This is a genomic window from Bradyrhizobium sp. SPXBL-04 (assembly GCF_051853035.1).
Taxonomy (GTDB): Bacteria; Pseudomonadota; Alphaproteobacteria; order Rhizobiales; family Xanthobacteraceae; genus Bradyrhizobium; species Bradyrhizobium zhanjiangense.
Genome location: NZ_CP182472.1, coordinates 4726830 through 4749629, shown reverse-complemented (window position 1 = coordinate 4749629; position 22800 = coordinate 4726830). Strand labels below are relative to the sequence as shown.

The following is a 22800-nucleotide window of genomic DNA, read 5'->3' as shown; positions in this document are numbered from 1 at the left end:
CTCGGAAAGGTTACAGCTCGGCCTGTCGGGCCGTGTGGTTGGGAGCCAATCCCGGCGATTTTACGCCGCAGACCCGCCTGTTCCCGGCAATTTGACGTCCCGGCCGACCTTGGGGCGGGTTTTGTGACTTGATGTCACACAAGCCCTTGGCTTACCAGTCCTTTTCATCGAGCAGCACCTTGAGACAGGGCGGAAGGCTAATCTGGAATGGAGCAGTTTGCGCACGCCCTGGCCGACTTCGTGCGCGCTCACCAGGCTTGGGCGGCGCCGATCGTGTTCCTGCTCGCCTTCGGGGAGTCGCTTGCCTTCATCTCGCTGCTGGTTCCGGCCTGGGGCGCGCTGGTGGGGATTGGTGCGCTGATCGGGGTGAGCGGCATCAGCTTCTTTCCGGTCTGGATCGCTGGCGGCCTTGGCGCGGCGCTGGGTGACTGGGTCTCCTACTGGTTCGGCTACCGCTACAAGGAGAGCGTCGCCCAGATGTGGCCACTCTCGCGCTATCCGGAGCTCCTGCCCAAGGGCGAGGTCTTCGTGCGGAGTTGGGGCGTGCCCAGCATCTTCATCGGCCGCTTTTTCGGCCCCTTGCGCGCCTCGGTGCCGCTCGCAGCCGGCATCTTCGAGATGCCTTATTGGAGCTTCCAGATCGCCAATTTCGTCTCGGCACTGGTCTGGTCCGCGGCGCTGCTGCTGTTCGGCGACGTGATCGCGAAGCTGATGGAATGGATCTGGCGTCTCCTCTGAGACCGCGAACCTTGACGGGAACCGGATCTGGCCTTATAGCCGCGCGCCATGATCAACGCTGCGACCATTCTGTTCGCCCGTCGCCGCCGCCGCTCTTTAGCGGTTTGGGCGGTTGATCGCGTTTGAGATCATCGTCTTTGCCGCTGGATCCGGTCCGCGGCATTTTCTCTCCTGTCAGCGCGATCTGATCCGGCGGCTTCCCAAGGAGGCCCAGCAGGAGACCACGATGTACACGCCACCCTTTTTCAAGCAGGACCGCGCCGCGAGCCTGAAATTCGCCGAGGAGCGCGGCTTCGGCACCATGTGCGCCTTCGATGGTCACAAGCCGGTCGCGTCCCCGCTGCCGTTCTATCTGACCTACGCCGCTGACGGCACGCCGCAGGCCGCCTTTCATGTCGCCCGTCACAATCCGCTGCTAAAGCTTGCGGGCGGTGATGCGTCCTGGCTGCTCGTGGTCAATGGTCCCGATGCCTATGTATCGCCGGACTGGTACGTCTCGCCCGATCAGGTGCCGACCTGGCTCTACCAGTCGGTGCATCTGAGCGGGCCGGTGCGGCTGCTATCGGACGACGAACTGGCGCTGCAGATCGACACGCTCAGCGACAAGTTCGAGAACCGGCTGCTGCCGAAAAAGCCGTGGACGTCAGGCAAGATGACGGCGGGCCGGCTGGAGACAATGAAGAAGGCGATCGTAGGTCTGGTGATGACGGTTGAGGAGGTCGAAGGCAGCTTCAAGCTGAACCAGCACAAATCGGACGCCGACTATACGGCGATCGCCAATGCGCTTGGCGCCGGCGATGCCGATGCGAAGCAGATCGCGCATTTGATGCGGCAGGCCCGGCCGCAAGCTTTTGCAAACGAAACGAACATGCTCGAAGGGAGCGCGCCATGAGCCTCGCTGACACCACCAAAGCCTCGACCTCCAGCGCGGCGAAGAAGCCCGCAACCGTCTTCGTCGACGGCGGCTCCGGCACCACCGGGCTCGGCATCAACGAGCGGCTGAAGCTCCAGGGCGACGTCGCGGTGAAGACCATCGCCGACGACAAGCGCAAGGACCCCGCGGCCAAGAAGGCGCTGATGGAGGAGGTGGATCTCGTCATCCTCTGCCTGCCCGACGATGCCGCCAGGGAGACGGTCGCTCTCGTCGACAGCATGGGCGCCTCCGCACCGAAGGTGCTGGACGCCTCCACCGCCTATCGGGTCGCGCCCGACTGGGCCTATGGCTTCCCCGAACTGACGCCGGATCAGGCCGGCAAGATCAAGGCCGCGAAAAAGGTCTCCAATCCCGGCTGCTATCCGACCGGCGCGATCGCGCTATTGCGGCCGATCGTCGATGCCGGCCTGCTGCCGCAGGATTATCCCGTCACCGTCAATGCCGTGAGTGGCTATTCCGGCGGCGGCAAATCGATGATCGCGAGCTTCGAAGACGGCAGTGCGCCGTCCTTCGAGCTCTACGGTCTCGGCTTCGAGCACAAGCATCTGCCGGAGATGCAACTCTATTCGAACCTGACGCGGCGGCCGATCTTCATTCCCTCGGTTGGCAACTACCGGCAGGGCATGCTGGTCTCGGTGCCGCTCCAGCTCGACACGCTGCCGGGCAAGCCCAGCGGATCCGATCTCCAGGCCGCGCTCGCCAAGCGCTACACCGGCTCGAAATACGTCAAGGTGATGCCGCTCCAGAACGAGGCGACCAAGGGCGGCCGGCTCGAGCCGGAGGCGCTCAACGAAACCAACATGCTCGAGCTCTACGTCTTCGCCAGCGACAAATATCACCAGGCGGTGCTGGTCGCGCGGTTCGACAATCTCGGCAAGGGCGCCTCGGGCGCAGCCGTGCAGAACATGCGGCTGATGCTGGGACTGCCGGAGGAGTAGCTGAATCGAGCGTTGCTCGCGAGGCCAGTCTGGTGGACGAAGCGACGCTGCAACTTTCTACCCCGGCAAGACAATCGAATGACGCCTGAAAGGTACGCGTGATGAGCTCGAAGAAGATCGGCATTCTCGGCGCCTCTGGTTACACCGGGGCCGATGCGGTGCGCCTGTTGGCGCGGCATCCGAATGCCGAGATCGTCGCGCTCACCGCCAACACCCACGCCGGCAAGTCGATGGGGGACGTGTTTCCTCATTTCTTTATGCTGGACCTGCCGAAACTCGTGGAATGGGAAAAGGTCGACTGGAGCAAGCTCGACGCGGTGTTCTGTGGGCTGCCGCACGGCACCACGCAGGAAATCATCGCCGCCGTCCTCGAAGCAAATCCCAAAATCAAGGTCCTCGACATGTCCGCCGATTTCAGGCTGCGGGACAAGAACACCTATGCGCAATGGTACGGCCATGAGCACCGGGCGCTCGAACTACAAGGCGAAGCGGTCTATGGTCTCACCGAATTCTATCGCGAGAAGATCGCGTCGGCGCGGCTGGTCGCCTGTCCCGGCTGCTATCCAACTGCTGCGCTGCTCGCGCTGGTGCCGCTTGCGAAAGCAAAACTGATCGACGTCGATGACATCGTGATCGACGCGAAATCGGGCGTCACCGGCGCCGGCCGCGGGCTGAAACAGAGCACGCTGTTCAGCGAGGTGGGTGAGGGGCTGTCGCCTTACTCGGTAGGCACGCACCGGCATGCGCCCGAGATCGAGCAGGAGATCGGGGTTGCCGCTGGCCACGCTGTGACCGTCAACTTCACCCCACATCTCATCCCGATGGCGCGGGGCGAGCTTTGTACGTCCTACGTCAAGCTCAACGGCGCGACGCCGGACGATTTGCGAACAGCGCTGGAGAAGGCCTACGGCAACGAGCCGTTCGTCCATGTCGCGAACAAGGGCGTGATGCCACAGACCCAGAACGTGCGCGGTTCGAACTACGTGCAGATCGGCGTATTCCCCGACCGCATCAAGAACCGGGCCATCGTGATCTCGGTGCTCGACAATCTGGTGAAGGGGTCGGCAGGACAGGCGGTCCAGAACATGAACCTGATGTTCGGCTTCCCCGAGACTGCGGGCCTGGAGCAGATCGCGCTGTTTCCGTAAGTGGGATGTAGTCATGGACGAAACCACGCTGCAATTCTATCGGAGTAACGCCCAGTCCTATGCGGACTGGGCGAAAGCGCCGTCGACGCGGCTGCCGGGCTTTCTCGTCTTGCTGCCGCGAGGGGGCGCAATCCTCGAACTCGGCTGCGGCGCCGGCAATCATGCGGCGGTGATGCTGGCGGAAGGTTTTTCGCTGTGCGCCACCGACGGCTCGCCCGAAATGGCGAAGATCGCGTCGCAGCGGCTGGGGCATCCCGTCGAGGCGATGCGCTTTGACGAACTCGACGCGCAACAGGCCTATGACGGCGTCTGGGCGAGCGCCTGTCTGCTGCACGTCCCGCGCGACGAGCTCGCCGGAATCCTCAAGCGGATCCATCGCGCGCTCAAGCCGTCAGGTGTGTTTTACGCCAGCTACAAGATGGGTGAGGGTGACGGCCGCGACAGCCTCGGCCGCTACTACAGCTATGTGTCGCCCGAGTGGCTCGAGGCGACCTACGCCAGCGCGGGGCCGTGGATCACGCTGTCATCCGACACCAACGTGATCCAGAGCTTCGATGAAACGCCAGCCAACATGCTCAATTTCGTCGTTCGCAAGCCGGTGGCTTGATCCATCGGAAGTCTTGAAAGCTGCCGGCGCCAGCTAAGCGGCGATCCATTCGAGAAGGGCGTTCTGCGCGTGCAGAAGGTACGCCTTCGCTATGCATGAGCCCGCATCCGGGCGAACTTAAACCACCCCGAAGATCGCCAGCGCCAGCACGGCCTGGGCGAGGAAGCCGACGGTGAAGGCCAGGGTGCGGAACACCGGGATTCCCATCGCATAGACGATGACATGTGCGACGCGCGACCAGAAATAAATGGCGCAGGCGAGCACGGTCCATTTCGTGGAATAGTCGATCGCGTTCAGGATCAGCACCAGCGGCGCGAAGATCACGAGGTTCTCGACCGCATTGTCATGCGCGAACATCAGCCGGGTGGCCCATTCGGCCTGCGGCTTGTCGCTGCGCGAGGGATTGGCCATGGCCCCGGAAAGACCGCGGACCTGGCAGCGGTTGATGATGTAGGGGATCCAGAGGATGCCGGTCAGGATCACCGTCAGTGTCAGCCAGAACAATTCGCGCGTCATAGTCCGGTCCCCTCTGTCGTCACGGTGGTGAGAGCGAGTCTATACGAAAGCGCGCAAGATTGCGCCATGCGCAAGGATGCCTTGTTTGCGCATGACGCTTTCGGAAAACCGCTTCGCACTTTTCCGGATCATGCGCTATGCGCGGACCGTGACATAGCTGCCGGGCGCGTCTTCGATCGGGGGCAGGGCGTCGCTGCCGACCGTGCGCGCCGGGACCTCCTCCGGATCGAGTGCACCCAGCCATTGCCGCCAGTCCGGCCACCACGAGCCCTTGTGCTCGACGGCGCCCTTCATCCATTGCGCGACGTTGACGTCCTTGATGTTGTCGTTGGTCCAGTACTGATATTTGTTCGAGGCCGGCGGATTGACCACGCCGGCGATGTGGCCGGAGCCCGACAGCACATATTTCACCGGGCCCCCGAAGAACTGCGAGCCGTACAGCACCGATTCCGCCGGCGCGATGTGGTCCTCGCGGGTGGCGAGGTTGTAGACAGGGACCTTGACCTTGGAGAGATCGAGCAGGGTGTTGTCGAGCACCATCGTGCCGGTCGACAGCCGGTTCTCCAGATAGCAGTTGCGCAAGTAATAGGAATGGTTCGACGCGGTCATGCGCGTCGCATCGGAATTCCAGTGCAACAGGTCGAACGCGCTCGGCTGCTGGCCCTTCAAATAGTTGCTGACGACGTAGGACCAGATCAGATCGTTGGAGCGCAGCATGTTGAAGGCCATCGCCATCTTCGAGCCTTCGAGCACGCCGGCGGTCTTCATGTCGTGCTCGAGCGCTGCGATCTGCTCCTCGTCGACGAACACGAGGAGATCGCCGGCATGGGTGAAGTCGACCTGGGCCGCGAAGAACGTCGCCGATGCAACGCGCTGGCGGCGTTTCTCGGCGAGCCAGGCCAGCGTGGTCGCGAGCATCGTGCCGCCGACGCAATAGCCGGCGGTGTGGACCTTCATCTCACCGGTGGCCCTCTCGATCACGTCCATCGCCGTGAGCGGGCCTTCCTTCATGTAGTCTTCCCAGCCCTTGTTGCCGAGCCGCTTGTCGGGATTGACCCATGAGATCACGAATACGGTGATGCCCTGGTCGACGCACCACTTGATGTAGGATTTCTCCGGCTTGAGATCGAGGATGTAGAATTTGTTGATCCAGGGCGGCACGATCAGGAGCGGGGTGCGCAGCACCTTCTCCGTGGTCGGCGAATACTGGATCAGCTGCATCATTTCGTTCTGGTAGATCACCTTGCCCGGCGTCGTCGCCATGTTGACGCCGACGACGAGATTGTCCGGATTGGACTGGCGGATCTTCAGCATGCCCTTGCCGGCCGCGATGTCCTCGGCCAGCATCTTGAGGCCGCGCGCGAGGTTCTCGCCGCTGGACGCCACCGTCTCGCGCAGCACCTCCGGATTGGTCAGCACGAAGTTCGATGGCGACAGCGCGTTGGTGACCTGCTGGACGTAGAACTCGGCCTTGCGGCGGGTGTGCGGATCGAGCCCTTCGGCGTCGCGCACCAGTTCCTGCGCCCATTTGGTCGTGAGCAGATAGAGCTGCATCACGAAATCGAAGAACTGGTTCGACTTCCATTCCGGATCGGCAAAGCGCTTGTCGCGCGGCGAGGGCGCGATCGCGGGCGGGGCGTCCTGGCCAGCCATGCGGCGGACCGCCGAGCCCCAGAGGTCGAGATAGTCCTTGGCGAGCTTGGTCTGGAGATCGGAGGAGCGGGACGTGTCCGACAGCCAGTATTCGGCGACCGAGGTGAAGGTCTTGACGACCTCGGCAAGCTCGGCCGGAGGGCGATCCTGCACCTCGCCGCTCTCGCGTGGTTTGAGGTAGGCAGCGAGCGCCTTGCCACCACTCTCCATCGCCCGCGCGACATTCATCGCGAAGGCTTCGGCATCGAACTTCGTCTCGAACGTGTTGCCGGATTTGGGCGTGTCGGTTGTGATGGTACTCATGCGCAGAACAGTAACGATTCATTCCGTATTCGTCACCGCGAAGCTCGCATCTTTGGCGTTAAACACTCTCGAAGATGTGCTGCAGTGCGACAAATTTTCTTGGTTTCGTCACAATCGAGCCGCACCGCTCGGCTTGGTAGTGCTGGGCTATTTTCTCGCTTACACCATTTGGGCAGCAATGGTTTGAGCTTGGGCACGGTCTTGGGTAAGGTTTGCCCGGGGCCGTGCTTTGGGACGAGTAGGGGATTTCCCAAGTGTTGGCGTTATGGGACCTGCAAAAGACGCTGCCGATCCGCGGCGCGCTGTTGATCGCGGCGCTCGCCATGGGCGGCTGCTCAAGCCAGCTCGCGGATATGACGCCTGCGGATGCGCAGGCGCATCCCAAGGAGCCCGGCAGCTATCTGCCGGTGCATGATCTGCCGCCGGATCGCGATCAGGCGATTATCCCGCCGGACCAGCGCGCCAAGATCGAGGCTGAGCTTGCCGCGGCGCGCGATCGTCAGGCCGTGGCCGCCAAGGACGCGAAGTGAGCAGCCAAGTGAGCAAGTGAGACGGTGCAAGGTAATCGCTGGCGCCCCCGTCTTGCCGTGCTAAAAGACCTCAGTTCAGCCGAGAGTCAGGGCGAACGACTTCAGTCGCCATTGTCGATGATTGCTCTAAGTATTTGATTTTGAGTAATTTTCGCGAGGGGCTGGGCGCGTTTCCGAACGGCCGTTGTGGCCTGTCGATTCTGTCCTGACCGGTTGCCCGGAGCCCAGAGAGCCATGGAAGAATTTTACCGCATCCGCCGCCTGCCGCCTTACGTGTTCGAACAGGTCAACCGGGCCAAGGCGGCCGCGCGGAATGCCGGCGCCGACATCATCGACCTCGGCATGGGCAATCCGGACCTGCCGGCCCCGCCGCATGTGCTCGAGAAGCTCAAGGAGACGCTCGGCAAGCCGCGCACCGATCGCTACTCGGCCTCCCGCGGCATCCCGGGGCTGCGCCGGGCCCAAGCCGCCTATTATGACCGCCGCTTCGGCGTAAAGCTCAACCCCGACACCCAGGTCGTAGCGACGCTCGGCTCCAAGGAAGGCTTTGCCAACGTGGCGCAGGCCATCACCGCGCCGGGCGACGTCATCCTCTGTCCGAACCCGAGCTATCCGATTCACGCCTTCGGCTTTTTGATGGCGGGCGGCGTGATCCGCTCGGTACCTTCGGAGCCGACGCCGCAATTCTTCGAGGCGGCGGAGCGAGCGATCATCCATTCGATCCCCAAGCCGCTGGCGCTGGTCGTCTGCTATCCCTCGAACCCGACCGCCTATGTCGCGAGCCTCGACTTCTACAAGGATCTCGTCGCGTTCGCGAAGAAGCACGAGATCCTGATCCTGTCCGATCTCGCTTATGCCGAGGTCTATTTCGACGAGAGCAACCCGCCGCCCTCGGTGCTCCAGGTGCCCGGCGCGATGGACGTCACCGTCGAGTTCACCTCGATGTCGAAGACCTATTCCATGGCCGGCTGGCGCATGGGTTTTGCGGTCGGCAATGAGCGCGTGATCGCGGCACTCGCCCGCGTCAAATCCTATCTCGACTACGGCGCGTTCACGCCGGTGCAGGTCGCCGCGACCGCGGCGCTGAATGGCCCCGACGATTGCATCAAGGAGATGCGCGACACCTACCGCAAGCGCCGCGACGCGTTGGTGGAATCGTTCGGCCGCGCCGGCTGGGAGATTCCGCCGCCGGAGGCCTCGATGTTCGCCTGGGTGCCGCTGCCGGAGGCCTTCCGCAGCGTCGGCAGCATGCAGTTCGCGACCCTGATGGTGGAGAAATCCGGCGTCGCGGTCTCGCCCGGCGTTGGCTTCGGCGAGCATGGTGAAGGATATGTCCGCATCGCCATGGTGGAAAACGAGCAACGGATCAGGCAGGCCGCGCGCGGCGTGCGCCGCTTCCTTGAAAGCGGCATCGAAACGTTGCACAACGTCGTTCCGCTCGCCAACCGGCGCTAGTTCTCTTCTGCAGGTTTTCTGAAGTATCATGGTCGCACCCCTAAAAGTGGGCATAGCGGGGCTCGGCACCGTGGGTGCCGAAGTCGTCCGTTTGATCGAAACGCAAGCGCGCGTGCTCACCGGGCGCAGCGGCCGGGGCATCCGTGTCGTTGCCGTCACCGCGCGTTCGAAGGCGAAAAAGCGCGACGTCGACCTGCGCGGCGTCGAATGGGCGAAGGATCCGATGGCCCTTGCCACCCATCCCGAGGTCGATTGCTTCGTCGAGCTGATGGGCGGCGCCGGTGATCCCGCGCTGTCGGCGGTGGAAACCGCGCTCAATGCCGGGAAGTCGGTTGTCACCGCCAACAAGGCGCTGCTCGCCAAGCACGGCCTCAAGCTCGCCAAGGCGGCTGAAAAGCACGGCGGCGCGCTGAATTTCGAGGCAGCGGTCGGCGCCGCGATTCCTGTCATCAAGACGTTACGTGAAGGTCTTGCCGGAACCGGCATCAACCGCGTCTATGGCATCCTCAACGGCACCTGCAACTACATCCTGACCCGGATGGAGCAGGAGGGACTGTCCTTTGCCGAATGCCTGAAGGACGCGCAGCGGCTCGGCTATGCCGAGGCCGATCCGTCCTTCGACGTCGACGGCCACGACACCGCGCAAAAACTCGCCATTCTCGCCAGCCTCGCTTTCGGCACAAAAGTTGCTCAAAGCGCAGTGTATGTCGAAGGCATCTCATCCATCGCGCCGGAAGATCTCCGTGCGGCGGCCGATCTCGGTTACCGCGTCAAGCTGCTCGGCGTTGCGGTCCGCACCGCCAAGGGCATCGAGCAGCGCGTGCATCCGACCATGGTGCCAAAATCCTCCTCGATCGCGCAGGTGATGGGTGTCACCAATGCAGTCACGATCGACGGCGAGGGGATTCCGCCGATCACGCTGGTCGGCCCCGGCGCAGGCGGCGCTGCGACCGCGTCCGCCGTGGTCGCCGACATCGCCGATGTTGCGCGCGGCATCCGCGCCAATCCGTTCGGCCGGCCGATTGCGCAACTGCACGACACCAAGAAGGCGCCGATGGAGCGGCATGAAGGCGGTTATTACATCCGCCTGCTCGCGCGCGATTTCCCGGGTACAGCGGCCGCGATCGCGACCCGGCTTGCAGAACAGAAGATTTCGATCGAGTCGATCGTGCAGCGTCATCCCAATGGCGGCGCTGCGCCCAGCGACGGCAAGGCGGTGCCCGTGCCGGTCATCCTGATCACCTATGCGACCCATGAAGACGCCGTGCGCCGCGCGCTCGCCGCCGTTCAGCACGACAAGGTGATCAGCGGACGGCCGCAGGTAATCCGGATCGAGAAGAACTAGAGCATGATCCGGACCCGGAAGGCCACGTTAGCGCAACGCATGTGGCGGTTTTCCGGAAAAGAGATCATGCTCAAGCGGAGAGGACGGTTCGAACGAACCGTGGGCGTTGCGAGTTGATGCGGACACAGGTGTCCGCCGAGCCGTTTTAAAGGAGTGAGCCAATGTCGACCCATATTTCAGTCCCGCCGCAAGCGTTGCTCGAGCGCATTCTCACGCTGGAGATCGTGCGGGTGACGGAGCGGGCGGCGGTGTCCTCGGCGCGGCTGCGCGGCCACGGCAACGAGAAGCAGGCTGATCAGGCCGCTGTGGACGCCATGCGCCGCGAGCTCAACAAGCTCCCGATCGAAGGCACCATCGTGATCGGCGAAGGCGAGCGCGACGAGGCGCCGATGCTCTTCATCGGTGAGAAGGTCGGCATGAATGCCGGTCCCCAGGTCGATATCGCGGTCGACCCGCTCGAAGGCACCACGCTTTGCGCCAAGAACATGCCGGGTGCGATCGCGACCATGGCGATGGCCGATGGCGGCACCCTGCTGCACGCCCCCGACGTCTACATGCAGAAACTCGCGATCGGGCCAGGCTACGACAAGGGCGTCGTCGATCTCGATGCTTCGCCCGCCGACAACGTCCGCCGCCTCGCCAAGGCCAAGGGCGTCAAGCCGGAAGGCATCACCGTTCTTGTGCTCGACCGTCCGCGCCATGCCGACATCATCGCGAGCGTGCGCTCGACCGGCGCGGCCGTGCGCCTCATCACAGACGGCGACGTCGCCGGCGTGATCCACTGCGCCGACCCCGACAACACCGGCGTCGACATGTATCTCGGCACCGGCGGTGCGCCGGAAGGCGTGCTCGCCGCGGTGGCGCTGCGCTGCATCGGTGGCCAGATGCAGTGCCGCCTGATCCTCGACTCCGAGGAGAAGCGCGAGCGCGCCGCCAAGATGGGTGTCAACGATCCCAAGATGATCTACGGCATCGAGGACATGGCGCGCGGCGACTGCCTGTTCGCCGCCACCGGCGTCACCACGGGCTCGCTGCTGTCGGGCGTCAAGTTCCGCAAGGATGGCGTGATCGAGACCGAGACGGTAGTGATGCGCTCCGTCACCGGCACCGTACGCTACATCAAGGCCGAGCACCGCGAGCTGGCGAAGTTCCATTTGGATTGATGCTCCCTGTCATTCCGGGGCGACGGGACCGCGCAACGCGCGGCCCGGAGAGCCCGGAATCCATAGGGCGCAGAGTTCGAGGTGCAATGGATTCCGGGTGCCCCATGGGCCACCGGAATGACGATAAGAACAAGGGGAAGCGCCCATGTCCGACCTTTCCGCCGTCAAAGCCCTCGTCTTCGACGTGTTCGGCACCGTGGTCGACTGGCGCACTAGCCTCATCACCGATTTCATGTGGTGGAGCAGGCAGCGCGGCATCAGCGCCGACTGGACCGCTTTGGTCGACGGCTGGCGCGGCATGTACATGGCCTCGATGGATGACGTGCGCAAACATCCCGAGCGCGGCTATGTCATGTTGGATGATCTGCACCGCCGCTCGCTGGAAAAGCTGGTCGATCAATTCTCGATCAAGGGCCTCACCGAAGCCGATCTCGACTATCTCACCAAAGGCTGGCATCGTCTCAATCCCTGGCCCGATAGCGTCGCCGGCCTCACGCGGCTCAAATCGAAATTCGTGATCTCGCCGCTGTCGAACGGCAATGTCGCGCTGCTCACCAACATGGCGAAGTTTGCAGGGCTCCCGTGGGACCTCATCATGTCGGCCGAGCTGTTCGAGCACTACAAGCCCGATCCGGAAACCTATCTCGGCGCCGCGCGCCTGCTCTGTCTCAAGCCGGAAGAGGTGATGATGGTCGCTGCCCACAACGGCGATCTCGCGGCCGCGCAGAAGAACGGGCTGAAGACCGCCTTCGTGGCGCGGCCGACCGAATACGGTCCGCTTCAGAAGGTCGATTTCGAGGCCACCGGCAACTGGGACATCATCGCCAAGGATTTTGGCGGGATCGCCGATAAGCTGGGCTGTTAGGCCGTGTCTTCATGACCCAGTAAAGTCTGCTTGCGCACGACGACGGGACGTGAAGGCCTGAAGACCTATGAGCAAACCGATTCCCGAGCGCTATCGGAACCTCCGGATGTTTGCGTTCGGGGACAGCCCCGCACTCGCAGATGAATTGATCGAACTCGTTGTCAAGGGCATCAAGACCGCGACGTGCAGCACCGAAGACGAGCCGAACACGTCCACGCCCGGTGAGCGCTGGGTCGTGCTCGACGGGCGAGGAGAGGCGCGCTGCGTCATCGAATCCATCGACGTAACATATCGGCGCTTCAATGAGGTCGACGCAGCTTTTGCATATGATGAGGGTGAAGGTGACCGGAGCCTGGCCTATTGGCGCCGCGCCCATCAGGTCGGTAGGCTTGGACGATATCGCGACGACATGATGCTGATGTGCGAGCGTTTTCGCCTCGTCGAGGTCTTCGGCGACATTCCACGCCAGGATCCATAGCATCGGCGGTCGATGTTAGAAGTTCAGGGCCACGCCTCACGCGATGCGCAGTGTGAGGTCGTTTCCCTCCCTTTCGGCAAAACCCGCCTGCAAAACCTCTTCGCGCTTATGGCGCAGATGCGCACGCAGGATGTGGGCGAGGCCGGCGCCGTCGCGCCTTTGCAGCGCGTTCAGGATTGCATCATGCTCCTTCACTGCGAGCGCCCAGCGCTGCGGTGTCATCGGCGTGACGTAGCGCGCGCGGCGGATGCGTGCGGTCACAGACGTGTAAAGCCCCGCGAGCACTGGATTTCCGGCAGCATTGACGATGGCTTCGTGAATGGCGCGGTTGCCGCGATAGTACTGGATCAGATCACCCTCGCGATAATGCTGCACCATGTCCGCATGCGCGGCCGCGATCGCGTCGATCTCCGCGTCGGTGATGCGCTCGCAGGCAAGCTCGCCGGCGAGGGCCTCTAAGCCCTGGCAGACCTCGAACAGGTCGCGCATGTCCTTGTCGGTCAGCTTCGCCGCGCGCGAGCCGCGATGCGGCAGCAGCTGCACGAGGCCTTCGGCGGCCAGCACCTTGAGCGCCTCGCGCAGCGGCGTGCGCGAGATCTCGAGCCGCTCACACAGCTCGCGCTCGGGAATCCGCGCACCCGGCGGGATTTCGCCGTCGAGCAGGATGGCGCGGATACGGCCGACGACTTCTTCATGAAGCATGGGTCTGAACTCAGTTTGCATTCAAAAATGAACTCATGTGCGGATATTTGCAAGTTCCTGCTTGAAAATTCCAAATTTTGCATTCAAAAATGTAAAAAACAGAAAGGCATGAGGAAATGGACCTGCAAGTGGAGGCAGAAGACCTCGTCTTCGAACGCCAGGACGGCATTGGGCGGATCACCTTCAACCGTCCGCAGGCCCGCAACGCCTTCACCTTCGCGATGTACGAACGGCTCGCCGCGATCTGCGAGGAGGCCAACCGCGACCACGCGATCAAGGTGCTGGTGCTGCGCGGGGCCGGCGCCAAGGCGTTCGCCTCGGGGACCGACATCAACCAGTTCCGGGAATTCAAGACGCCACAGGACGCGATCGACTACGAGAACCGCATTGATCGGGTGCTGACCACGCTGGAGCAGTGCCGGGTGCCGACGATTGCGGCGATCAACGGGTTCTGTACCGGAGGCGGGGCGGGCATCGCCGCAGCCTGCGATCTCCGCATCGGCACCAAGAGCGCTAAAATCGGTTTCCCCATCGCCCGCACCCTCGGCAATTGCCTGTCGATGTCCAATGTCAGCCGTCTCACCGCGCTCATCGGCGCCGCGCGCGTCAAGGATCTGATCTTCACCGCACGTCTTGTCGACGCCACCGAGGCTGCAAATGTCGGGCTGCTTGGCGAAGTCGTCGAGGATATTGCCGCGCTCGAGCGGCGCACTGAGGAGGTGGCCAGGCTCGTCGCCAGTCATGCACCGTTGACGCTGAACGCGACCAAGCAGGCCGTGGCGCGCCTGCAAAGGCGGCTGACGCGTGACGAGGGCGAAGATCTCATCCTGATGTGCTACACGAGCCAGGACTTTCGCGAAGGGCTCGATGCTTTCCTCAACAAGCGCGCCCCGCAATGGCGCGGCCAATAGGAACGAGCCCGATGCAAAGTTCGCAATCCACCTCTCGTCGTTCGGGGCCGCTCGCCGGCCTCAAGGTCATCGATCTCACCCATGTCATGGCAGGGCCGACCTGCACCCTGATGCTCGCCGACATGGGCGCCGACGTCATCAAGATCGAGAAATGGCCGAACGGCGACGACACCCGCCATTCGGTGCCGCCTAAGATCGGCGACGAGGCGGCCTCCTTCCTGATGATGAACCGCAACAAGCGCGGCATCGTGCTGGATCTGAAGACCGACGGCGGCAAGCAGGTGCTGCACCGGCTGATCAAGAGCGCCGACGTGCTGGTCGAGAATTTTGCGCCCGGCGCGATGGAGCGTCTCGGTTTCGGCTACGAGGCACTGCACGCCGAATTTCCGGCGCTGATCTACTGCTCGCTGTCGGGCTTCGGCCGCACCGGTCCCTACAAGCATCGTCGCGGCTTCGATCTGGTCGCGCAGGCCATGAGCGGCATCATGAGCTTCACCGGTGAACGTCCCGACGGTCCGCCCGTCAAATGCGGCCCGCCGCTGTCCGACATCACCGCCGGCCTGCTCGCGAGCATGGGCATCCTCGCCGCCTATACGCATCGTCTCAAGACCGGCGAAGGGCAGTGGGTCGAGACTTCGCTCTATGAGGCCGCCCTGGTTCAGACCTACTGGCAATCGACCATCGCACTGGCCGCGGGCACCGCGCCGCGCGCGATGGGGTCGGCGCATCCGCTCAACGCGCCGTACCAGGCCTTCGAAGCATCGGATGGCTGGCTCGTCGTCGGCGGCGCCAACAAGAAGCATTGGCTGTTGATGCTGGAGGCGCTCGGCGCCAGCGAGCTCGCCGCTGATCCGCGCTTCGTTAACGGGGCCGACCGCATGGCCAATCTGAAAGAGCTGGAAGCGGTCCTGAGCGAACGCTTCCGCACCAAATCCCGCGCGCACTGGCTCGCGGCGCTGGACGAGAAGGGCGTGCCCTGCGGCCCCGTGCACGACATGCTGGAAGCCCTCAGCGATCCGCAGACCCTGGCGCGCGAGATGGTCGTCGAGGTCGAGCACTCCACGCTCGGCCCCGTCAAGACGATCGGACTTCCCATCAAGTTTTCGGAGACCCCAGGCAAAGTGCGATCAGGTGCGCCGGTCTATGGTCAGCACACGAGCGAGGTGCTGGCCGAGCACGGGTTCGACCAATCACGAATCGAAGCGCTCGAAAAAGAAGGCGCGATCGTGCTGGCCGCAGGAAGACGCCAGGAGCGCGTCGCCTGAGCGGACCTCGATACGACAACAACAAAAGACAAAAATCAGCTGGAGGAAATCATGGGTCGGACGTCAACATTTCTGCTCTCCGCGGCCGCGACCGTGCTCGCCGGCACGATGCCGGCGTGTGCGGCCTGGCAACCGCAAAAGCCGATCGAGTTCGTGGCCACTGCCGGGCCGGGCGGCGGCACTGACAACCTTGCCCGCGCGGTGCAGAACATCATCACCAAGCACAAGCTGACGGAGCAGCCGATTGTCGTTGTCAACAAGGGCGGCGGCAGCGGCGCCGAAGGCTATGTCTACGGCAAGGCCTCCGCCGGCGATCCCTACAAGGTGATCTTCGGCACCTCGAACGCCTGGCAGCAGCCGCTCGTCTCCAAGGTCGCCTTCAACTACACCGATCTCACCCCGATCGCGGCGATGGCCCAGGACGAGTTCCTGCTCTGGGTCAAGCAGGACTCGCCGTACAAGACGGCGGGCGACTATCTCAAGGCGGCAGCATCGGGCGAATTCAAGATGGGCGGCGCGCAGTCAAAGGACACCGACGAGGTGCTGACGCGCATGATCGAGAAGGCTGGCAAGGTCAAGCTAACCTATATCCCCTTCAAGAGCGGCGCCGAGACTGCGGTGCAGCTCGCCGGCGGACATCTCGACTCTCACGTCAACAACCCCAGCGAAAGCCTCGGACAGTGGCGCGGCGGCACGCAACGCCCGCTCTGTGTTTTCAGCCCGAAGCGGCTGCCGCAGGGCCCGAAGGTCACTGCAACCGAAGGCTGGAGCGATGTTCCGACCTGCATCGAGCAGGGCCTCGACATCCAGCAATATGAGCAGCCGCGCACGGTGTGGCTGCCCGGCAAGGTCACGCCGGACCAGGCGGCGTTCTATGTCGACCTCATGAAGAAGGTGCAGGCGACGCCGGAATGGAAGGACTACATCGAGAAGACCTCCCAGGTCGATACGTTCCTGACCGGCGCCGAGCTCGAAAAATTCATCAAGGAGGACCTCGAGCACGTCAAGCAGGTCGCGGGCGAGCAAGGCTGGCTCGTCAAGTGAGGCGGGGCTGTTGCATCGGCGGTGCCACAAATTCCGCCGTCGTCCCGGCGAAGGCCGGGACCCATAACCCCAGGGACGAGTTTGACGAAGACTCGTATCCACGTCGGTACGACGACCAATACTCCTCGAGAGATCACGCGGTATGGGTCCCGGCCTTCGCCGGGACAACCCCTGGGACAACGCGTGCGTCATGTCCGACCGCCCCTTGCACGCCGCTCGAACGGAGCCCCCAATGATCTCCCGCCGCGCGCTTGAACTTGCGACCGCCGTCCTCACCGGTAGTTTTGGTGTGGCTGTCGTCGTCTCCAGCCTCGACAACGGTATCGGCTGGTCGAGCGCGGGCGTGGACGCCGGCACGTTTCCGTTCCTGACCGGGATCATCATCGTGGTCGGGAGCCTCTACAATCTGGTGCGAGGCGTGCTGCCGGCCGCCACACTGGCGAGTGTCCCCATCGCCATCACGCCCATCGAGCTGCGCCGGCTAGCCGGCCTGTTCGTGCCAGCCGCGATCTTCGTGGCCGCGATCCCGCTGGCCGGGATGTACGTCGCTTCGGCGCTGTACGTCTTCGCAGTGCTGGCGATCCCCAGGCACCAATCCGTGCCGCGTGCGCTCGCCATGGCTGGCGCGACCGCACTCGCGCTCTACGTCGTGTTCGAGCGCATGTTTCAGGTCAGTCTGCCGCACGGCGCGCTCGCCGCCGCGTTTGGGTTCTGACGGAGAGGCCGATGGATAATCTCGCAGAGCTCCTGCACGGCTTCACCATCGCGGTCACCGTGCCGCATCTGGCGCTGATGGCAGTCGGCGTGCTGCTCGGCATTCTCGTCGGCGTGCTGCCGGGACTGGGTGCGCCGAACGGAGTGTCGCTGCTCCTGCCGCTGACCTTCGGCATGCAACCGGTCTCGGCGATCATCCTGCTCTCCAGCATGTATTGGGGCGCGCTGTTCGGCGGCTCGGTGACCTCGATCCTCTTCAACATTCCCGGCGAGCCCTCGTCGGTCGCGACCACCTTCGACGGCTACCCGATGGCGCGCGACGGCCGGCCGACGACGGCGCTCGCGACCGCCTTCGGTTCGGCGGCGTTCGGCGCGCTGATCGGCGTCATTCTGATCACCTTCCTCGCATCCTGGGTGGCGCAGGTTGCGCTCGCGTTCGGGCCGGCCGAGTATTTTGCGGTCTATTTCCTCGCTTTCGCGAGCTTCGTCGGCATGGGCGGCGTGGCGCCGATCAAGACCGTCGTGGCGCTGGCCATCGGCTTTGCGATCGCCGCCATCGGCATCGACACCGTCTCCGGCAGCGTGCGTCTCACCATGGGCGTCGATGAACTCGTCAAGGGCGTGAGCTTCGTCGTCGCCGTGATGGGCCTGTTCGGCATCGGCGAGCTGCTGGTTGCCGTCGAAGAGGAGTTTCATGCCCGCGCGGTGTCCTCCAAGATCGACTGGCGCGAAGTGTTCCGCGCGGTCGGCCGCCTGCCGCAGCATGGCGTGGCGCTTCTGCGCAGCGCGGCGATCGGATGCTGGATGGGGATCACGCCGGGCGGCCCGACCGCGGCATCCTTCATGAGCTACGGCATCGCCCGCCGTTTCTCGCGCCGCGGCCGATACTTCGGCACGGGCGAGGTCGAAGGCATCATCTCGCCGGAGACGGCCGATCATGCCGCCGGCACCAGCGCGCTGCTGCCGATGCTATCGCTCGGCATTCCCGGCTCGGCGACCGCGGCGGTCATGATGGGCGGGCTGATGATCTGGGGCCTCAATCCCGGGCCGATGCTGTTCGTCGACAGTAAGGATTTCGTCTGGGGGCTGATCGCCTCGATGTATGTCGGCAACATCGTCGCAGTCGCACTGGTGCTGCTGACCGTTCCGGTCTTCGCCGCCCTGATGCGGATTCCCTTCGTGGTGATCGCGCCGCTGATCGTGATCATCTGCGTCGTCGGCGCCTATTCGGTGTCGAACTCCTATCTCGACGTCGTCATGATGCTCGGCTTCGGGATCGTCGGCTATCTCTTCAAGAAGCTGTTCTATCCGCTGGCGCCGCTCGTGCTCGCGATCGTCATCGGCGACAAGGCCGAGGATGCGTTCCGGCAGTCGATGCTGATCTCCAAGGGATCGCTCGGGATCTTCTTTGCAAGCAAGCTGGTGACGTGCCTGATCGTGGCCGGGATCGCACTGTTGCTGCTTCCGCTCGTGCTGCAGCTCGCGCGGCTCTGGCGCAAACCCGCACCATCTACCGATCGGACGACAGCTGAGGAAAAGGTGATCATATGAGCGCAAAGCCGCTGATTGCATTGGCAATGGGAGACCCCGCCGGCATCAGCCCGGAGCTGACGGCGAAGCTCGCGGTGCAGGCCGACATCCGCGCCCGCAGCCGGCTCGTCGTCATCGGTGACCGCCGCATCTTCGACGAAGGTGCGCGCGTCGCCGGCATCAAGCCGGAGCTGACGGCGGTGGAGCAGGGGGCCGACCTTCGCGCGGCGGAGGGCGAGACGCTGTTCGTTGATCTGCGCCATCTCGATCCCAGGGAGGTCGAGCCGAGGACCGCGACCCTTGCCGGCGGAAAATTCGCGCTGACCAATTACCGGCATGCGCTCGAGCTCGGCCGCGACGGGCGCGTCGACGCCGTCTGCTTCACCCCTTTCAACAAGCAGGCGATGCGCCTTGCCCGCGCCGAGTACGATGACGAGATCGCATTTTCAGCCGAGGTGGTCGGCCTTAAGATCGCGGCGAGCGAGTTCAATGTGCTGGACCAGCTCTGGAACGCGCGGGTCACCTCCCATATCCCCCTCAAGGACGTCGCCGGGCGACTGTCCAGCGAACGTATCCATCGCGCGCTCAAGCTGACCGATTCCTGCATGCGCAATGCCGGCTTTGCGCGACCGCGCATCGCCGTCGCGGGTCTCAATCCGCATGCCGGCGACGGTGGCAATTTCGGCCGCGAGGAGATCGACGTCATCGGGCCCGTGGTCGCAACCGCTCAGCGCGAGGGCATCGCCGCGGAGGGACCGTTTCCCGCCGATACCGTGTTCCTGCGCGCCAAGGGCGGCGCCTTCGATGCGGTGCTGACGATGTATCACGACCAGGGCCAGATCGCGATGAAGCTGATGGGTTTTGATCGCGGCGTGACCCTGCTCGGGGGCTTTCCATTCCCGATCTGCACGCCCGCGCACGGCACCGCCTACGACATAGCAGGGCAGGGCATCGCATCGATCGGCGCCAGCCGCGCCGCGCTGCTGCTCGCCGCGGAGATGGCGGCGCGTCGCGGCGCTAAGTCGAGCTGACGGCAAATCAGGTCAGCGAGCCAGGCAGCTCGTCTGCAAACCGTTCCGCGATCGCAGATCGTCGTTGTGCAGACAGCGTTCTCGCGCGGAGCGTCGGTGACTTCGGCCGGCAGACCATATCGTGCCTTGAGCCAGCGCCGCTTGTCGTCGATGAAGCTGATGTAGGAGACCGGGCAGCCGCAGAGCTGCGCCGCGAGCTCGGCGATTTCGTCATCCGGCGCTATTTCGCGATCGGCGTCGTCAACTCCTTGTCGGCCGTGTCCACCACGAACACGGCAAGCAGTTTCGCAGGCTCGGTATCGCTGGCATTGGCGCTGACGGCGTGGCGGTCGCCGGGCCGCTCGGAAAAGTTCTCTCCCTTGGGAAAGACCTTGGCGGGGCCATCATTGACCTGACTGCGGATCGCGCCTTCCAGGACCGTGGCATAAATGAAGGCGGAGGGGGCGTGAATGTGGGCGGGTGAGGAGCCTCCGGGACCATACTCGACCAGCACGCCCTTCATGCTCTTGCCGGGGACGTTGGGCAGAGCCTGGTCGAACACGACCGTTACCTTTGCCAATGGCGCTGCTGGCTCGGCTGCATGAGCCGTCAGCAACGAGGCAGCATAAACCGCTGTAGCGATCAGCAATCTGCGCATGGGATGTCCTTCACTGCGGTGATGGTCGTGATTACAAGTCTCAGAGGCCGGCGAGCCATGTTGTGAGCGGCGTTTTCCCGAGCCGCGCCTCGCCGAGCGGGTTCAGCGATGTGTCGTCGATGGGGGCGCCGTAATACAGCGCCTTCGGGTCTCCGACCACGGGACGTGTGCCGCCGGCGGCCTTCAGGCGGCGTGCGATGAATTCATTGAAGGGGGCCTTCTCAGGTCCTGCGATATCGATCGTGCCGTTGAGCGGCTGGCCCGTTGCGACCTCCGCGAGGCGAGCAACGACGTCATCGGCTGCGATCGGCTGAAACTGGGCCGTGGGAACGACGATCTTCCCCTCGAGCACGCTTGTTTCGGCAATGGCGGCGAGGAATTCGAAGAATTGAGTGGCGCGCACGATCGAGTAGGGGACCGAGGAGGACTTGATGATGGTCTCCTGGGTGAGCTTGGCACGGAAATAGGCGTTGTCGGGCGACCGTTCGGTGCCGACAATTGAAAGGGCCACGTGATGCTTCACGGCCGCAGCAGCCTCTGCCGCGACGAGATTTTGGCTCGAACGCTGGAAGAAATCGAGCACGGCGGCCGGCTCCCAGGACGGTGCGTTGGCGACGTCGACGACGACATCGGCGCCGGCCAGCGTGGCAGCGAGACCTTCCCCGGTCACGGCGTTCACGCCTGATTTCGGTGAGGCGGCCACCGCGTCATGACCCTGCTCCTTGAGCCTGGCCACGAGCTTGGATCCGATCAATCCGGTCCCGCCGATCACGACGATCTTCATGGCATGTCTCCTCGGTATTTCGGAGCGCGAGATGACCAATGCGAACTCGCGCTCTCACATCGATGAACGTGATGCGAAGCGACTCTACGCGACCATTGGCGCGGGGCTCTTGTCTGTAACGAGCGTGGCTTGCCGAAAAATGCTTCAGAAGCCGGGGTGCGATCTCACAAAACCGCTAAGGGATCATCCCTCGTGCAGTGAACACAACCCGCGATGATCGCAGATTGCCAGTGTTTTGCCCGACGTGTCAAAGCGTTGAGGCGGCCCCTAAGAACAGCAAGGAAGCCTCGTCGGAAAACACCAATGAAAGCAACCTCTTGCTACTGTGCATGGGGTTGTTTTCGCGAGTTTTGATATTGGCTGGCTACCCGTCCGATTTTGCGGGGCGCCTCACGCCCCGCAGACGATCACGCCGTACCAGCCGAGTCCACGATAGGTCTCATAGCCCGGGGTGGCATGGAATGCGACCAGCGCACCGGTGCGGTCGTGATAGAAGCCGGAGCGCTGGCCATTCAGCGAGATCGAGATGCGCTCGCTGAGGATGCCCTGGCCGTCGGAGGCCGCAATCACGCGAAGATTCGAATCGACCAGCAGCACGCGCGCCTTGTCGCTGTCGCCGATGCGTACGCCCTGGACGATGGCGCGGGCCTGGGGCTCCCAGTCGAAATGGATGGCGAGCACGCCGATCGGCGCGGCGTGGGCCTGGCCGCCGGCGCGGACGCTGGCGCAATAGGTCGCGACCTGCGCGTTGCCGAGCAGCGATTGGTTCTCGACGTCGCCGGCGACGTAGTCGTCGCCGGAGCGCAAGGATCGCGCCTCGCGAAACCATTTGGTGTGGGCGACGTTCTGGCCGACGACGCGGAATCGGTCGGCGCGGCCATTGGCGATGACGTTGCCATCGAGATCGCAGAGCCAGAGGTCGAGATAGACGGTGTAGGCCCCGAGGATCACACCGAGGCGCTGCGAGGCATGCGATACAGCGGCCGCACTCGGCGAAGCCGCGCAATCGACCACGGCGGAATCGGTCGCCCACCAGCGCACGTCGCAGGTCCGCTCATAGAGGTTGCGGTCGATCAGCTCGATGGCATTGAGCGACAGATCGACCATGCGCTCGCCGCGCGAGCGCTGGCTCATGCGGTCGATCGAGGCGACAAGATCGCCGGTTCGTTTCGTCAGCTGTGTCTCGAGCTCGCGGGCGATGGTCTCGACCTGCTGGCCGACGCCGCGCACCTCCTGCGCCACCACCGCAAAGCCCGCGCCTTGCGCGCCGGCGCGCGAGCTCTCGATCAGCGCGTTCAGGGCCAGCATCTTCATCTGGTTGGTGATCTGCTGGATCGCCTTGGTCTTGTCGACCGCGATCTGGTTGACCTCCGCAGTCAGGCGGTTGATCAGCGCGGAGATGTCGGAATCATCATCAGCGGGTTCAGTGGCAATCGGCTTGGCTTTCAGACCCAGCGCAGCGGACATCGGGGAGCTTCCCTTGGCAATGAGGTCTGATCTGCAATGAAC

The 22800-nt window shown here is 63.9% G+C and carries 24 protein-coding genes; 18 read left to right on the top strand and 6 right to left on the bottom strand.

Annotated features, from left to right (window positions below):
• The first annotated feature begins 207 nt into the window (after positions 1-207).
• The 5 genes from ACNJX8_RS22540 to ACNJX8_RS22520 all read left to right on the top strand — a co-directional run bounded on the left by ACNJX8_RS22540 (position 208) and on the right by ACNJX8_RS22520 (position 4365).
• On the top strand, positions 208-738 hold the full coding sequence (locus tag ACNJX8_RS22540; RefSeq protein WP_128934078.1) for a DedA family protein: 531 nt from the start codon (positions 208-210) through the stop codon (positions 736-738).
• A 226-nt stretch (positions 739-964) separates the two neighbouring features.
• Positions 965-1630, top strand: coding sequence for an FMN-binding negative transcriptional regulator (locus ACNJX8_RS22535; protein ID WP_439356795.1), 666 nt, complete (start codon positions 965-967; stop codon positions 1628-1630).
• A complete protein-coding gene (gene argC / locus ACNJX8_RS22530) occupies positions 1627-2610 on the top strand; it encodes an N-acetyl-gamma-glutamyl-phosphate reductase (protein ID WP_439356794.1) in 984 nt (327 codons plus the stop codon). Before ACNJX8_RS22535 ends, argC (ACNJX8_RS22530) begins: the two co-directional genes overlap by 4 nt.
• 101 nt (positions 2611-2711) lie before the next feature.
• A complete protein-coding gene (gene argC / locus ACNJX8_RS22525; RefSeq protein WP_439356793.1) occupies positions 2712-3758 on the top strand; it encodes an N-acetyl-gamma-glutamyl-phosphate reductase in 1047 nt (348 codons plus the stop codon).
• Between the two features lie 13 nt (positions 3759-3771).
• Positions 3772-4365, top strand: a complete 594-nt coding sequence (locus ACNJX8_RS22520; RefSeq protein WP_439356792.1) for a class I SAM-dependent methyltransferase — start codon at positions 3772-3774, stop codon at positions 4363-4365.
• 117 nt (positions 4366-4482) lie between these two features.
• Here ACNJX8_RS22520 and ACNJX8_RS22515 read toward each other — a convergent pair whose 3' ends face one another.
• Together ACNJX8_RS22515 and ACNJX8_RS22510 are read right to left on the bottom strand one after the other, a co-directional pair.
• A complete protein-coding gene (locus ACNJX8_RS22515) occupies positions 4483-4881 on the bottom strand; it encodes an MAPEG family protein (RefSeq protein WP_128942246.1) in 399 nt (132 codons plus the stop codon).
• A gap of 135 nt (positions 4882-5016) precedes the next feature.
• A complete protein-coding gene (locus ACNJX8_RS22510; protein WP_439356791.1) occupies positions 5017-6837 on the bottom strand; it encodes a PHA/PHB synthase family protein in 1821 nt (606 codons plus the stop codon).
• Here ACNJX8_RS22510 and ACNJX8_RS22505 point away from each other — a divergent pair.
• From ACNJX8_RS22505 to ACNJX8_RS22475, 7 genes are all read left to right on the top strand, one after another.
• Positions 6836-7024: a hypothetical protein gene (locus tag ACNJX8_RS22505; protein WP_439356790.1), complete on the top strand. Its 189-nt coding sequence runs from the start codon at positions 6836-6838 to the stop codon at positions 7022-7024. The genes ACNJX8_RS22510 and ACNJX8_RS22505 overlap by 2 nt on opposite strands.
• A 67-nt stretch (positions 7025-7091) precedes the next feature.
• Positions 7092-7367 carry a hypothetical protein gene (locus tag ACNJX8_RS22500; protein WP_439356789.1) on the top strand — a complete coding sequence of 92 codons (276 nt, stop codon included), beginning with the start codon at positions 7092-7094 and terminating at the stop codon, positions 7365-7367.
• Between the two features lie 234 nt (positions 7368-7601).
• On the top strand, positions 7602-8822 hold the full coding sequence (locus tag ACNJX8_RS22495; protein WP_128934070.1) for an LL-diaminopimelate aminotransferase: 1221 nt from the start codon (positions 7602-7604) through the stop codon (positions 8820-8822).
• Between the two features lie 28 nt (positions 8823-8850).
• Positions 8851-10167 carry a homoserine dehydrogenase gene (locus tag ACNJX8_RS22490; RefSeq protein ID WP_128942242.1) on the top strand — a complete coding sequence of 439 codons (1317 nt, stop codon included), beginning with the start codon at positions 8851-8853 and terminating at the stop codon, positions 10165-10167.
• 161 nt (positions 10168-10328) lie between these two features.
• Positions 10329-11330: a class II fructose-bisphosphatase gene (gene glpX, locus ACNJX8_RS22485; RefSeq protein ID WP_035703675.1), complete on the top strand. Its 1002-nt coding sequence runs from the start codon at positions 10329-10331 to the stop codon at positions 11328-11330.
• A gap of 145 nt (positions 11331-11475) precedes the next feature.
• Positions 11476-12195 carry a haloacid dehalogenase type II gene (locus tag ACNJX8_RS22480; protein WP_128942241.1) on the top strand — a complete coding sequence of 240 codons (720 nt, stop codon included), beginning with the start codon at positions 11476-11478 and terminating at the stop codon, positions 12193-12195.
• 67 nt (positions 12196-12262) lie between these two features.
• Entirely contained in the window at positions 12263-12673 is a 411-nt protein-coding gene (locus ACNJX8_RS22475; RefSeq protein WP_439356788.1) for an ASCH domain-containing protein, read from the top strand.
• A gap of 36 nt (positions 12674-12709) precedes the next feature.
• Here the strand turns inward: ACNJX8_RS22475 and ACNJX8_RS22470 are convergent, their stop codons facing one another.
• Complete coding sequence (locus ACNJX8_RS22470; RefSeq protein ID WP_128943504.1) at positions 12710-13375, bottom strand: GntR family transcriptional regulator; 666 nt, start codon at positions 13373-13375, stop codon at positions 12710-12712.
• Positions 13376-13491: 116 nt separating this feature from the next.
• Here ACNJX8_RS22470 and ACNJX8_RS22465 point away from each other — a divergent pair, with 116 nt between their 5' ends.
• The 6 genes from ACNJX8_RS22465 (at position 13492) to ACNJX8_RS22440 (ending at position 19870) form a co-directional block, all read left to right on the top strand.
• Positions 13492-14286, top strand: a complete 795-nt coding sequence (locus ACNJX8_RS22465; RefSeq protein ID WP_439356787.1) for an enoyl-CoA hydratase/isomerase family protein — start codon at positions 13492-13494, stop codon at positions 14284-14286.
• 11 nt (positions 14287-14297) lie between these two features.
• Positions 14298-15551 carry a CaiB/BaiF CoA transferase family protein gene (locus ACNJX8_RS22460; protein ID WP_439356786.1) on the top strand — a complete coding sequence of 418 codons (1254 nt, stop codon included), beginning with the start codon at positions 14298-14300 and terminating at the stop codon, positions 15549-15551.
• Positions 15552-15602: 51 nt separating this feature from the next.
• Complete coding sequence (locus ACNJX8_RS22455; protein ID WP_439356785.1) at positions 15603-16595, top strand: Bug family tripartite tricarboxylate transporter substrate binding protein; 993 nt, start codon at positions 15603-15605, stop codon at positions 16593-16595.
• Positions 16596-16827: 232 nt separating this feature from the next.
• Positions 16828-17310: a tripartite tricarboxylate transporter TctB family protein gene (locus tag ACNJX8_RS22450; RefSeq protein ID WP_128956444.1), complete on the top strand. Its 483-nt coding sequence runs from the start codon at positions 16828-16830 to the stop codon at positions 17308-17310.
• Between the two features lie 11 nt (positions 17311-17321).
• Positions 17322-18860 (top strand): tripartite tricarboxylate transporter permease, encoded by a 1539-nt coding sequence (locus ACNJX8_RS22445; protein ID WP_439356784.1) that lies wholly within the window; start codon positions 17322-17324, stop codon positions 18858-18860.
• Entirely contained in the window at positions 18857-19870 is a 1014-nt protein-coding gene (locus ACNJX8_RS22440) for a 4-hydroxythreonine-4-phosphate dehydrogenase PdxA (RefSeq protein ID WP_439356783.1), read from the top strand. Before ACNJX8_RS22445 ends, ACNJX8_RS22440 begins: the two co-directional genes overlap by 4 nt.
• A gap of 220 nt (positions 19871-20090) precedes the next feature.
• Here the strand turns inward: ACNJX8_RS22440 and ACNJX8_RS22435 are convergent, their stop codons facing one another.
• The 3 genes from ACNJX8_RS22435 to ACNJX8_RS22425 form a co-directional block, all read right to left on the bottom strand.
• The gene (locus tag ACNJX8_RS22435) at positions 20091-20507 is read right to left on the bottom strand and encodes a cupin domain-containing protein (protein ID WP_439356782.1); all 417 of its coding nucleotides are present in this window, start codon (positions 20505-20507) and stop codon (positions 20091-20093) included.
• A gap of 40 nt (positions 20508-20547) precedes the next feature.
• The gene (locus tag ACNJX8_RS22430; protein WP_439356781.1) at positions 20548-21291 is read right to left on the bottom strand and encodes an SDR family oxidoreductase; all 744 of its coding nucleotides are present in this window, start codon (positions 21289-21291) and stop codon (positions 20548-20550) included.
• A gap of 390 nt (positions 21292-21681) precedes the next feature.
• Positions 21682-22758 (bottom strand): methyl-accepting chemotaxis protein, encoded by a 1077-nt coding sequence (locus ACNJX8_RS22425; RefSeq protein ID WP_128942231.1) that lies wholly within the window; start codon positions 22756-22758, stop codon positions 21682-21684.
• Positions 22759-22800 lie beyond the last annotated feature (42 nt).

Bases quoted from the DNA above. Each gene is read 5' to 3' on its own strand.
- ACNJX8_RS22540 (WP_128934078.1), top strand. From the start codon at position 208: ATGGAGCAGTTTGCGCACGCCCTGGCCGACTTCGTGCGCGCTCACCAG.
- ACNJX8_RS22535 (WP_439356795.1), top strand. From the start codon at position 965: ATGTACACGCCACCCTTTTTCAAGCAGGACCGCGCCGCGAGCCTGAAA.
- argC (WP_439356794.1), top strand. From the start codon at position 1,627: ATGAGCCTCGCTGACACCACCAAAGCCTCGACCTCCAGCGCGGCGAAG.
- argC (WP_439356793.1), top strand. From the start codon at position 2,712: ATGAGCTCGAAGAAGATCGGCATTCTCGGCGCCTCTGGTTACACCGGG.
- ACNJX8_RS22520 (WP_439356792.1), top strand. From the start codon at position 3,772: ATGGACGAAACCACGCTGCAATTCTATCGGAGTAACGCCCAGTCCTAT.
- ACNJX8_RS22515 (WP_128942246.1), bottom strand. From the start codon at position 4,881: ATGACGCGCGAATTGTTCTGGCTGACACTGACGGTGATCCTGACCGGC.
- ACNJX8_RS22505 (WP_439356790.1), top strand. From the start codon at position 6,836: ATGCGCAGAACAGTAACGATTCATTCCGTATTCGTCACCGCGAAGCTC.
- ACNJX8_RS22510 (WP_439356791.1), bottom strand. From the start codon at position 6,837: ATGAGTACCATCACAACCGACACGCCCAAATCCGGCAACACGTTCGAG.
- ACNJX8_RS22495 (WP_128934070.1), top strand. From the start codon at position 7,602: ATGGAAGAATTTTACCGCATCCGCCGCCTGCCGCCTTACGTGTTCGAA.
- ACNJX8_RS22490 (WP_128942242.1), top strand. From the start codon at position 8,851: ATGGTCGCACCCCTAAAAGTGGGCATAGCGGGGCTCGGCACCGTGGGT.
- glpX (WP_035703675.1), top strand. From the start codon at position 10,329: ATGTCGACCCATATTTCAGTCCCGCCGCAAGCGTTGCTCGAGCGCATT.
- ACNJX8_RS22480 (WP_128942241.1), top strand. From the start codon at position 11,476: ATGTCCGACCTTTCCGCCGTCAAAGCCCTCGTCTTCGACGTGTTCGGC.
- ACNJX8_RS22475 (WP_439356788.1), top strand. From the start codon at position 12,263: ATGAGCAAACCGATTCCCGAGCGCTATCGGAACCTCCGGATGTTTGCG.
- ACNJX8_RS22470 (WP_128943504.1), bottom strand. From the start codon at position 13,375: ATGCTTCATGAAGAAGTCGTCGGCCGTATCCGCGCCATCCTGCTCGAC.
- ACNJX8_RS22465 (WP_439356787.1), top strand. From the start codon at position 13,492: ATGGACCTGCAAGTGGAGGCAGAAGACCTCGTCTTCGAACGCCAGGAC.
- ACNJX8_RS22460 (WP_439356786.1), top strand. From the start codon at position 14,298: ATGCAAAGTTCGCAATCCACCTCTCGTCGTTCGGGGCCGCTCGCCGGC.
- ACNJX8_RS22455 (WP_439356785.1), top strand. From the start codon at position 15,603: ATGGGTCGGACGTCAACATTTCTGCTCTCCGCGGCCGCGACCGTGCTC.
- ACNJX8_RS22450 (WP_128956444.1), top strand. From the start codon at position 16,828: ATGATCTCCCGCCGCGCGCTTGAACTTGCGACCGCCGTCCTCACCGGT.
- ACNJX8_RS22445 (WP_439356784.1), top strand. From the start codon at position 17,322: ATGGATAATCTCGCAGAGCTCCTGCACGGCTTCACCATCGCGGTCACC.
- ACNJX8_RS22440 (WP_439356783.1), top strand. From the start codon at position 18,857: ATGAGCGCAAAGCCGCTGATTGCATTGGCAATGGGAGACCCCGCCGGC.
- ACNJX8_RS22435 (WP_439356782.1), bottom strand. From the start codon at position 20,507: ATGCGCAGATTGCTGATCGCTACAGCGGTTTATGCTGCCTCGTTGCTG.
- ACNJX8_RS22430 (WP_439356781.1), bottom strand. From the start codon at position 21,291: ATGAAGATCGTCGTGATCGGCGGGACCGGATTGATCGGATCCAAGCTC.
- ACNJX8_RS22425 (WP_128942231.1), bottom strand. From the start codon at position 22,758: ATGTCCGCTGCGCTGGGTCTGAAAGCCAAGCCGATTGCCACTGAACCC.